General features: G+C 36.0%; 8 protein-coding genes and 1 pseudogene. 8 read left to right on the top strand and 1 reads right to left on the bottom strand.

Features of this window, described 5'->3' with window-relative positions; all coding sequences use genetic code 11:
- Positions 1–153: 153 nt before the first annotated feature.
- Both yedF and QZR90_RS00845 read left to right on the top strand, forming a co-directional pair.
- A pseudogene (yedF, locus tag QZR90_RS09380) lies at positions 154–480 on the top strand (sulfurtransferase-like selenium metabolism protein YedF); the annotation flags it as partial.
- Positions 481–507: 27 nt separating this feature from the next.
- On the top strand, positions 508–813 hold the full coding sequence (locus tag QZR90_RS00845) for a putative Se/S carrier-like protein (protein ID WP_295787728.1): 306 nt from the start codon (positions 508–510) through the stop codon (positions 811–813).
- A gap of 385 nt (positions 814–1198) precedes the next feature.
- Here the strand turns inward: QZR90_RS00845 and QZR90_RS00840 are convergent, their stop codons facing one another.
- The gene (locus QZR90_RS00840; RefSeq protein ID WP_295787725.1) at positions 1199–2053 is read right to left on the bottom strand and encodes a transglycosylase domain-containing protein; all 855 of its coding nucleotides are present in this window, start codon (positions 2051–2053) and stop codon (positions 1199–1201) included.
- A 159-nt stretch (positions 2054–2212) separates the two neighbouring features.
- Here QZR90_RS00840 and QZR90_RS00835 point away from each other — a divergent pair, with 159 nt between their 5' ends.
- The 6 genes from QZR90_RS00835 (at position 2213) to QZR90_RS00810 (ending at position 11053) form a co-directional block, all read left to right on the top strand.
- The gene (locus QZR90_RS00835) at positions 2213–4063 is read left to right on the top strand and encodes a DUF262 domain-containing HNH endonuclease family protein (RefSeq protein ID WP_295787723.1); all 1851 of its coding nucleotides are present in this window, start codon (positions 2213–2215) and stop codon (positions 4061–4063) included.
- 224 nt (positions 4064–4287) lie between these two features.
- Positions 4288–5499 (top strand): argininosuccinate synthase, encoded by a 1212-nt coding sequence (locus QZR90_RS00830; RefSeq protein ID WP_295787721.1) that lies wholly within the window; start codon positions 4288–4290, stop codon positions 5497–5499.
- Positions 5500–6930, top strand: a complete 1431-nt coding sequence (gene argH / locus QZR90_RS00825) for an argininosuccinate lyase (RefSeq protein ID WP_295787720.1) — start codon at positions 5500–5502, stop codon at positions 6928–6930.
- A gap of 217 nt (positions 6931–7147) precedes the next feature.
- Positions 7148–7738 (top strand): hydrolase, encoded by a 591-nt coding sequence (locus QZR90_RS00820; protein ID WP_295787718.1) that lies wholly within the window; start codon positions 7148–7150, stop codon positions 7736–7738.
- Between the two features lie 785 nt (positions 7739–8523).
- A complete protein-coding gene (potE, locus tag QZR90_RS00815) occupies positions 8524–9846 on the top strand; it encodes a putrescine-ornithine antiporter (RefSeq protein WP_295787717.1) in 1323 nt (440 codons plus the stop codon).
- A gap of 298 nt (positions 9847–10144) precedes the next feature.
- Complete coding sequence (locus QZR90_RS00810) at positions 10145–11053, top strand: LysR family transcriptional regulator (protein ID WP_295787715.1); 909 nt, start codon at positions 10145–10147, stop codon at positions 11051–11053.
- The last annotated feature ends 487 nt before the right edge of the window (positions 11054–11540 follow it).

Raw genomic sequence — 11540 nt, 5'->3', positions numbered from 1 at the left:
ACTATGCGTTTGTCTGGTGCTGACACAGGTCTAATTGATGATCCGGCTACCAGTGCTGTATCAGGTCCGGTGGATGGCGACAAAGGGCGACTTATTATAGGGCCGAATACGAAGGACTCTTCTGGTTTACCAGCTACTTTACAATGGCAGGGAAAGACCTTGCTAGTAACAAAGAATTATTTAGGCGAAGGTAGTGAAGAGTTAGGTCAAACATTGATGAAAACCTTTTGGTATTGTGTAGCAGAAGCTGATGTTAAGCCAAGTAAAATCTTTTTTATTAATAGCGGCGTAAAAATGGTGGCGCAGGATTCTCCGCATGTAGAACATTTAAAAGCATTGGCGGAAGCAGGCGTTGAAATAGCAGCTTGCGGTATTTGCTTAGACTTTTATGGTTTGAAGGAACAGGTAGCAGTTGGTAGTATTACGAATCTATATGCCATTACAGATGCAATGATGACAGAGCCAATGGTTACCTTGTAATAGAGTATGTGAAAAGAGTATATTTTAATGAATACTTTAAATACTTTAATTTTGTTTACTGATTATTACTTTGCCACAAAAGCAGAGTCCTTATTGTTAGAGAAATCAATTGCGCATTCATTGATTCCTACGCCGTTGGCGTTGCAAAATACTTGTGGACTTTGTATTTTATTGACTTGTAGTGGTGAATCGGAAACTGACGGCACTTTAAGCCCTAGTTTAGTCGAAGTGTTAGAACTGTTTAAAAAGGCACATATCTCTCATTCAGGGCTATATGCATACGATAAGAAGCGGCAAATCTGCGAAAAGATAAATATACCAGTGTGCAAATAAAAGTGTGCCAATAAAAGCGTGTAAATAAAAGTATGCAAGTAAAAATGCTACAAGCTAATAAAGGTATATGTAAACACTAATGCCTATATAAAAATGTAAGATTATGATTATATATAAAATATAGGCATATGGTTATATGACTATATAAATATATGCTAAATAAAAAGCAGTAACCGGAGACTTATAAAGTCTTGCAGTTACTGCTTTTTTGTATGAGTACATGTTTGTTTGCTGAATAAAAACGGACTTAGTTTATTAGTGAATCGCTTATTAAACTAATAGATTCCATAATTCGTGGAATTTATGCGTATATAGTTGGCTATTGAAGGTTTAATAAACTAATAGAGTTCATAGCTCGTGGAGTTTATGAATCTATATGTGGAGATTATGAATCTATATCTTGGCGTTCTTTTTCTTCAATATCTTTATCGGTCAAAGGTTTTGATAGATGAAGGTCACTATAGTACGCTTTATCAGCTTCTGCCGATGTTAAGATGCCCTGCTGGGCCATGAGGTTTAAGACCGTTCGTTGGCGGGCTTTGGCCGCTTTGTAATTAGCAAATGGATTATAATAGGACGGTGCTTGCGGCATACCCGCTAGGAGGGCAGATTGTCCCAAAGTTAAATCGCTTGGGGCTGTATTAAAGTAGCCTTCGCTAGCTTGTTTGATGCCATAATAATCATTGCCATAGTAGATAGTATTTAAATACATAGCTAAGATTTCATCCTTTGTATAATAATATTCCATTAAATAGGCTAGAATCACTTCTTCCACTTTACGCGACATGATGCGTTTGGAGGATAGAAATAGATTTTTTACCAATTGCTGAGTAATGGTGCTACCTCCTTCTAAGGTTTCACCAGCTGTCAAATTGGTGTAAAAGGCGCGGGCAATGCCAAAAGCATCAATGGCGCCATGTTCGTAAAATCGCTTATCCTCCGTAGCCACTAAAGCTGTTTTTAAGTCTTTACTAATAGCGTCTCCTTTTACACGCTGGCTTTGTGGCACACGTTGATCCATAGCTGTTTCTACAGCGTCTTCAAAATGGAAAAGTCGATATATACGATCTGTACGTGTCAACTGGTCTTCTGAAGACTCCAGTTGTTGCTCTTTAGTTGTTTGTGGTCCACGCTCCGATGTCGTTGTTTCTGGTGTGTAGCCGGCAAAGCAATATAGGCCAGCCCCCAGAATAACAAAGAGAATCAAAAGCTTTATAAACCAAGAAAATATTTTTCTCATGGCTCTATCATATCATTAAGTAAGAAAATAATATAGGTAAAGAATTAGAGGAGTTCCTTTTAATATTTTGCATTTATTATATAGGGGATAGATCTTGTTTAAAATAATAATATATGATCTAATAAATATATATAATTTTATTTGGGGAGAAAATATATTATGGCAGAAATAACATCAGAATTAAAGACTTTAAATGACATTTTAGATAATGAGAATACATTTATTATTCCAGACTTTCAACGAAGCTTTGTTTGGGGGGCAGATGAAGTAAATATACTTTTTAATGACTTTTATGAAGACACTAATGGGTTTATGTGTTCTAGAAAAGAGTTGAATAATTTACCTGGCTATTTGCTGGGAAATATTGTTCTTATTCAAAATGAAACGGATATAACACAATTTGAAGTCATTGATGGGCAACAGAGGCTTACTACTTTAACTTTACTCTTTTGCGCTTTATATCATAAGTTCTTTAGCTTTAGAGCTGAGACTGGTGAAGTTAGATGGGAAAAACATGCGCTACCTTTGGTTAATTATTATTCGATTCTTGATAGAGATTTTAACTTTGAGAGTGTAAAAATATTACATAATGATAGCCTTGAATTTAAGACAACTTACCAAAATATTATAAAAGAAGGGCGTTATAGAGAAGAGGACAATCAAAGTTCAAACAATATTATAGAAGTATATAATGCTATAGAAGATAATCTTGATAAATTAGGCAATGATGATCCGGAGTTATTAATAAACTTTAAAGAATATTTAACTAATAGGGTAAAACTGATTGTAACAACAGCTCCATCTATAGACCGAGCATTTCAATTATTTGAAGTGTTAAATGATAGAGGACAGACTTTGGAACCAATGGATTTGTTAAAAAATCATTTTTTAAAAGAATTATCCAATAATGTAAGTGCGAGTAAGGTAGATGAATTTATTTGCATGTGGAATAAATTTTTGAAAAACTTAAAGGCGAGCAAGAAAAAGATTTCTACATCAACCTTTATGAAGCATTTTGTTTTAGCCAAGTATGGAGAAAATATTAAAAAGAATAATTTATTGGATTATTTTAAAAAGGCATGTTCAAATTATATAGTAGTAGGGGAGCGTATTAACTTTATACTATCTTTGGCTAAAGATTTAGAAATAATGAGTCAGATTTATGTAAGTATTGAAAAAGATCCCTTACAAAATGAGTTCTTAGAAGATGATAAAGCATTATTTGGTATCTTTAAGTTGCTTAAGGTAACCCAATTACATCCTATTTTAATGAACTTTTATAAGTATGATGATAAAATTAAAATGAAAGCGGCTAGTATTTGTGCCAAATATGCAGCAGCAGTAATATTTTCATTTACGCAGACAAATAATATTGAAAAAGAGTTACCTGGAATAATTAAAAAAATAATAGAAGCTAATACTGATGAAGATAAAATTCGAATTCTTGAACAAGAAGTAGGAAATAAACTAAAAGTATATGTTAAGGATATGAATCATTTATTACCTACAAAAGACTTAGCTAGTAGAGATAAACGTAATTCCTCAAAAGCAGTACAGCTTTTAAAATTTATTGAATTATATTTTTGTAATAATAGGTCTATGATGCTACCTGGAAAGAATAATACTGAATTAGAACATATTATGCCATATGAATCTGATTATGAAATATACGGGTATGATTCAGAAGAGAATCGAATTAATTTTTTAAATCGTATTGGGAATTTAACTCTATTACTAAAAAATGCAAACTCATCAGCCGGTAATAAGACTTTTAATGATAAAAAATCATATTATGAAGAGTCAGAATTTAATATTACTTCAACATTAGTTAAAGAAGTTCAGACGTCCGTAGCTAGTGGTTCTCATAAATCATTAATTGATAATATTAATAAGTATTTATATATAAAAGATTCTCAGGCAATAAATTTATGGAGTGCAGAAGAAATTACAAGGCGAGGAGAACAAATAACTCATTTAATGAATGATTTGCTATTAGGGCAAATAAAATAATTAATTTTAAACCTATCCAATTAATGCTAATATATTTTGGGTTATGTATTAATTGGATAGGCTTTTTATGTTTCGGTAAATTTTGATAAAAAGTTCAGTATAAATTTACAAAAAAGCTTGCATTAATATTCATAGATGTGTATAATATGTTCATAAATTTAAAACGCAAGGCACGAGCCATATATAGGGGAGTGCAAATGATGAGATTAAAGAGGTGCAGACACATGAGTGAATTAAAAAAAGTTGTATTAGCATATTCTGGTGGTTTAGATACATCGGTTATTATTCCTTGGTTAAAAGAAAACTATGGTTGTGAGGTTATTGCTGTATGTTGTAATTTAGGGCAGCCTGAAGATTATGAAGCGGTAGAAAAGAAAGCCATTAAATCTGGCGCTTCCAAGGCGTACATTTTAGATGTAAAAGAAGAATTTGTTGCTGAATATATTTGGCCAACTGTAAAAGCAGGCGCTGTATATGAAGGTAAATATTTATTAGGTACGTCCTTTGCTCGCCCATTGATTGCGAAAAAATTGGTTGAAGTAGCGAAAGCTGAAGGGGCTGACGCCATTGCTCATGGTGCGACTGGTAAGGGGAATGACCAAGTTCGCTTTGAATTGACAATTAAAGCGCTAGCGCCAAATACGAAGATTATTGCTCCATGGCGTGAATGGGAGCTTAAGTCTCGTGAAGACTGCATGGAATATGCAGCTAAACATGATATTCCAGTGGTGGCTACTAAAACCCATCCATATAGCATGGACCAAAATGTATGGCATTTATCTCACGAAGGCGGGGATTTAGAAGATCCTGCTAATGCGCCTAAAGATGATGTATATTTAGTAAGTAAGTCTCCAGAACAGGCGCCTGATGCGGTCGCTGAAGTGAGCATTGATTTTGAAAATGGTGTACCTGTAAAGGTAAATGGTGAAGCAGGAACTCCATTGGCTCTTTTAGAAAAGCTCAATGAATTAGGTGCAGCTAATGGTGTAGGCATTGTAGATATTGTGGAGAACCGCTTGGTAGGTATGAAGTCTCGTGGTATTTACGAAAATCCTGGTGGAGCCATTATTATGTACGCTCATCGTGAACTAGAATACCTTTGCTTAGACCGGGCTACCTATCATTACAAAGAAATGGTTGCTAATAAATATGCAGAGCTCGTGTACGATGGTATGTGGTTCTCTCCTTTGATGGCAGCACTTCAGGCATTTGTAGATGAAACACAAAAAACTGTGACTGGTACAGTAAACTTAAAATTATATAAAGGTAATATTATGAGCGCTGGTGCTACCTCGCCATATTCCTTATATAATCAAGAATTCGTAACCTTTGAAGAAGATGAAGTATATAATCAAAAAGATGCAGAAGGTTTCATTAACTTATTTGGTTTGCCACTTAAGATTAATGCATTGATGAAAGAAAAGGTAGGTAAATAAATGGCTAAACTTTGGGGTGGCCGTTTTACAAAGGGGACTGACAAAGCGGTAGAAGACTTCACGTCTTCTATCGCTTTTGACGCCCGTATGTATCCGGAAGATATTGCAGGCAGTAAGGCTCATGCAAAGATGCTAGCGAAGCAAGGCATTATTTCGGATGATGATTGCAATGCTATTGTAGAAGGATTGACGACCATTAAACAACAGATTGAAGCTGGTGAGTTTGAATTTTCTATTGGCTTAGAAGATATTCATATGAATGTTGAAAAGCGCTTGACGGATGCCATTGGCGAGGCCGGTGGACGTCTTCATACAGGGCGCAGTCGCAACGACCAGTGCGCTGTGGACCTTCACATGTATGTGCGTAAATCTGTAGTGCACATGGGCGAGCTTTTAGTAGATATTCAAAAAGCTTTGGTGGAAGTAGCCGAAAAATATAAAGATATAATTATGCCTGGTTATACACATTTGCAACGAGCGCAGCCAGTTCTCTTTGGTCATCATATGATGGCCTATTGTTCCATGTTTCAACGTGATTTTGACCATTTAGGCCTTATTTTTAAGCATGCTGATGTTATGCCTTTAGGGGCCGGGGCTTTGGCAGGGACCACGTATCCTATTGATCAAAGTTATACGCAAGAGTTATTAGGATTTAGTAAAATTTACGAGAATAGCATGGATGCCGTGAGTGATCGCGATTATATTTTAGAGTTTTTACATTTTGGCGCCACAGTGATGATGCATTTGAGCCGTATGAGCGAAGAGCTTATCTTGTGGTCTAGTACTGAATTCGGTTTTATTGAACTTGATGATGCCCATTGTACAGGCTCTAGCATTATGCCGCAGAAAAAGAATCCTGATGTATGCGAATTGGTGAGAGGGAAAACAGGGCGTATTTATGGTCATTTACAGGGGCTGTTAACTACTATGAAGGGTTTGCCTTTAACCTATAATAAGGATATGCAGGAAGATAAAGAAGGTATTTTTGATACGATTGATACGCTTCATTTTGCTTTATCCATTACAGCGGCCATGCTTCGTAAAATGACGGTAAAAGGGGCGCGCATGCATGCTGTATTAGCTAGTGATTTTTCTAATGCAACGGATATGGCGGATTATTTGGCTAAAAAGGGCGTTCCTTTTAGAGAAGCTCATGCTATCGTAGGTGCTGCCGTGCAGCATTGCATTCAAAATCGGTGTGTATTGCTAGATTTAACAGTGGAGGATTTTAAGAAAATCTCCCCGGTGTTTGAAGATGATATATTAGAGGCCATTACTATTGAAGCGTGCATAAAGGGGCGTAAAAACTACAGTGGCACAGCGCCTGAATGTGTAGCTCGTCAACAGCAAGTAGCTAAGACTATAATTGCTGAGGAAGAGAAACAAATTGAAACCTGGCATACTATTGCATTTGCTGTTGACTCCTTATAAAGCGTAGTAAGCTTTTTAAAATGTAGTGAGGTAGACCGGCCGTGTTAGTTTGCGTTGGGGATAATCTCGGTATACTTTGAGCACATTATCAGGCTATTCCGTAGGCGAGCAGAGGCGGTGCATGTTCGAGAATGCGTGATTCGCTATATATTGCATTTCAAAGCATATGTGCTACAATGAGTGCAATAAGTCATTTTGAGATGTAGGAGGGATTAGTATGCATGAGTCGAAATTGAGCCGTGAACAAGCGGTAGCATTATTAAAGGAATATAATAAGGAGCCTTTTCATTTGCAACATGCCTTCACTGTAGAAGCCGTGATGAAATGGTTTGCTAAGGAATTAGGCTTTGAAGCTGAAAGCGAATATTGGGGCACTGTCGGTCTTCTTCACGATTTAGATTTTGAAATGTATCCTGAAGAGCATTGTGTGAAGGCTCAAGAATTACTTAAAGAAGCTGGCGCTGGAGAGGATATGATCTACTCTATTTGCTGTCATGGCTACGGTCTATGCATTGACTGGGAACCAAAAGAATTGATGGAAAAAGTGCTTTATGCCTCCGATGAGTTAACAGGTTTAATCGGTGCGGCTGCATTAATGAGACCATCTAAGTCTACGAAGGATATGGAGCTCAAAAGTCTTAAGAAGAAGTTTAAAGACAAAAAATTTGCAGCTGGTTGTTCCCGTGATGTCATTCGATCTGGCGCAGAATTATTAGGCTGGGAGCTAGATGAGTTGTTGAATAAAACATTAGCTGCTATGCAGGCCAATGAAGATGAAATTGTAGCGCAGTGTGAAGCGCATCAATAAATTAATATACTAGGATGCCTATTAAAGAGGCGTGTGTATTTTGTTAGATTGTTCTAGTTGAGATACACTGCTTCTTTAGTAGGTATTTTTTATTTAGGCATAAGGGGGATAGTATAAAAATCGTTTTGTAGAAGGATTGATGAATAGTTTTATAGATACCTGGGGGAAGCTGTAGCTTGAGGGCACATAAAATAGAGGAGAGCAAATTTTAAGCTGAAATATAGGCGACAAACTTATAGATTTTGTTGATACCTTCTTTAAGACTTCATATAAATTTATATATTTGTTAATGATTCTATAGAACTATTCGGGAAAACTCCTTGTCTTCACCTGTGTTCATATATATAATACATGACTTCATAAGAGTTCGTTCGAATTTATTCAAATCGTGTAATAAAAAAGCATGGAAATTTTTACTCTTTAATGAGTTAAAGTTTGAAGAGCGCCGTTATAACTTTGTTTATAGTTTTTGACTAATGAAATATGGAATTATTTTAATTTTTTTGTAAATTTGATGATATATTCTGATGATAAAAAAGGCTTTGAATATGGGGTACAACATGTTATGATGAATGCGAAAAAAGAAGTAGAGAAATGCTTTACTATCTAAGTAAATTCTAAGTTCTATTGATGCAGAGCGTTCTGCATTTAACAACTAAATAGTTTATGTCGAATACTACATCCACGCACATCCCGCACGGACTGGTATTGACAGCGGTCAAGTATAAGTAGCAATGTGGTTGGTTACACAAACACTACGTATTGATATGAGGGAGGAATGATACATGAAAAGCACCGCTAAAAAAATGTCTGTATTCCAGCTAACTACACTCGTAGCAGCCAATATGTTAGGCGCTGGGATTATTATGTTACCTACTAAACTTGCAGAAGTAGGAACTATTTCCGTTTTGTCATGGCTAATTACGGCTGTAGGGGCGTTGATTTTAGCTCACATTTTTGCTCAATGTGGCATGTTTACTACACGCTCAGGTGGAATGGGCGGATATTCTGAATATGCTTTTGGCAGAACCGGACATTTTATGGCAAACTACTCTTATGCCATCTCACTTGTAATTGCTAATGTAGCTATTGCGATTTCCGCAGTAGGGTACACAGCGGTTTTATTTAACTGGTCTTTAAGCCCAGTGCAACTCAGTTTAGCAACCATTGCTTTATTGTGGCTCGCAGCCTTATTAAACTTTGGGGGCAATGCACGAACTGGCAAAATTAGTAATATTACTGTATGGGGCTCTATTATCCCTGTATTATTTGTTAGTACTTTCGGTTGGTTCTGGTTTGATCCAGAATTATATAAAACTGTTTGGAATCCTAATCAAATGCCTTTCTTCAGTGCAGTAAGTGAATCGATTACACTGACTCTATGGGCCTTTTTAGGATTTGAATCGGCAGCAGCGAATATGGATGCTGTTGAAAATCCAAAGAAAAATGTACCAATTGCAACGTTTTTTGGCACTCTTGCAGTAGCGGTGATTTATGTATTGTCTACTAATATTATGGCAGGCATCGTGCCTAATTTAGATTTATTACACTCCACAGCGCCATTTGGCCTTGTATTTGCTCATATGTTTAATGAAACTGTAGGGCATCTAGTAATGGCTTCTATGATTATTGCTTGCTGTGGCGCCATTCTTTGCTGGCAGTTCACTTTATCTCGTGTATTTAAAAGTGCTGCAGAAGAAGGCTTTTTCCCTAAAGTATTCTCTCGTGTAAACAAAGCAGATGCACCAGTGCGTGGCTTAATTATCTTGTTATTAGTGCAAACAGCACTTGCTTTGATGACTACAAACGAAAACTTAAGCCATCAGTTTGAGAATCTTGTAAATTTAGCAGTTGTAACGAATGTATTCCCTTATATTCTTTGCTGCATTTCAGTTAATACTTTGCTTAAAGAGGAAAATGCGTCCTTGTTCATTCGCCGCAGTATTGCTGGCTTGAGCTTCTTCGCCTTACTTTACTCTGTATATGCAATTTATGCAGCTGGTGAAGGCCCTATTATTGGCGGTACTATCGCCATTGTAATGGGATATATTGGGTATCAAATTGTGTTCAACATCATTCCTAAGATGGCTGAAATTCGTAAGGGTTAAAAAATATAATATAAAGCATATAGACTGTAACTACTGTGGTATAATGAAGTAGTTACAGTCTTTTTGTATACGCTTGTGATATCATAAGCGTATTGCAATTTGAATGTATTATGGCAAGTAGAGTTTGTAGAGATGATGTTATAACTATGAGGATACTTTGGTAATTACTAGGTAATTATTAGGTAATGTAATGATAGACTAGACGGTATAGCAAAAAAGACTTACTTAAAGGCTCACTTGATATAGTAAAATATTTTGAGAAAAGAGATAACAGTTTATGTTATAGTAGGGAGATTATATGACTTTATTACAGTTGAAATATGTAGTGGCAGTGGCGAACTGTGGGTCCATGAATAAAGCCGCTAAAGAGCTTTTTATTGCGCAACCTAGTTTGACTGCGGCCATAAAAGAATTAGAACAGGAATTAGGCATTACTATTTTTTCGCGCACTAATAAAGGGGTAGTATTATCTGCTGATGGTGAAGAGTTTTTAGGCTATGCGCGCCAAGTTATGGAACAGACTACCTTAATAGAGGAAAAATATTTTGGACAACCATCGGTAAAGCATCAGTTCTGTGTATCTACACAGCATTATTCCTTTGCTGTAGAAGCGTTCGTAGATGTATTGAAGTCTTATGGGGGCAATGAATACGATTTTCGTATTCGCGAGACTCAGACATATGAAATTATTGAAGACGTAGCTAAGTTGCGCAGTGAAATTGGTATTTTATATTTAAATGAATACAATGAAACGATTCTGCGCAAAGAATTTAAGCATTATGATTTGACTTTCCATCGTTTATTTCTAGCGAAGCCCCATGTATTTGTCAGTTCCTCTAGTCCTTTGGCGAAGCAGGATGTGGTGAAATTAGAAGATTTAGATCCGTACCCACGTTTATCTTATGAACAGGGTTCGCATAATTCCTTCTATTTTTCAGAAGAAGTATTGAGCACCATTGATCGACCTAAGGATATTGTAGTGTGTGACCGGGCGACGTTGTTTAACTTATTAATTGGTTTAAATGGTTATACTTTATGTAGTGGTGTAATCAGTGAAAAGTTAAATGGTCCTAATATTTTAGCCATTCCTTTAGATGTGGAAGACCATATGGAGATTGGCTATATTCTTCACAATAAAGTAGCGCCAGGCAAGTATTGTCAATTATATATTGATGCATTAAAGCGTAATACTAGTGATCAAATCTAAATGGTTAGCTATTAGAATTCAAAAATAAGATACTCTCTGTAATCGGCTTATATAGGCTATTGTTGGTAAGCAGGGAAAATTGGTACGCCTTATATAGCCATAATAAAAGTATATAAAGATTGGGTTTGTTATAGTTTTAAACTATAACAAACCTTTTTTCTTATATATTAGTCACAGAAATAAAAATTAATTATAATAGACAACAGCTAATAAACTTTTGAAGCGTGAGATACTTTAAAGGGGCTGGGGAGCCAATTAGCCATTATTGACTAGGAGACAGTCAGACTACTATAAATAAGCTTGTGCGTTTAAAGCGCAAACATTCTTAAATGAGCGCATAATATGTAGCTTATTTGGGCTTGAGAACCCTTTAGAGGAGAGAACTAATATAGAGTGGAGCTTTGCTGAGAGACAAAGTGTTTCCTAAGTAAAATAAAACGAGCGTGGATATCATTTGAGATTTCCACGCTCGTTTTTTGTTTTTTAT

The sequence above is a fragment of the uncultured Veillonella sp. genome, from assembly GCF_900545795.1.
Classification (GTDB): domain Bacteria; phylum Bacillota; class Negativicutes; order Veillonellales; family Veillonellaceae; genus Veillonella_A.
The sequence above is the reverse complement of the archived record's forward strand: the minus strand, read 5'-3'. Positions and strand labels throughout refer to the sequence as shown.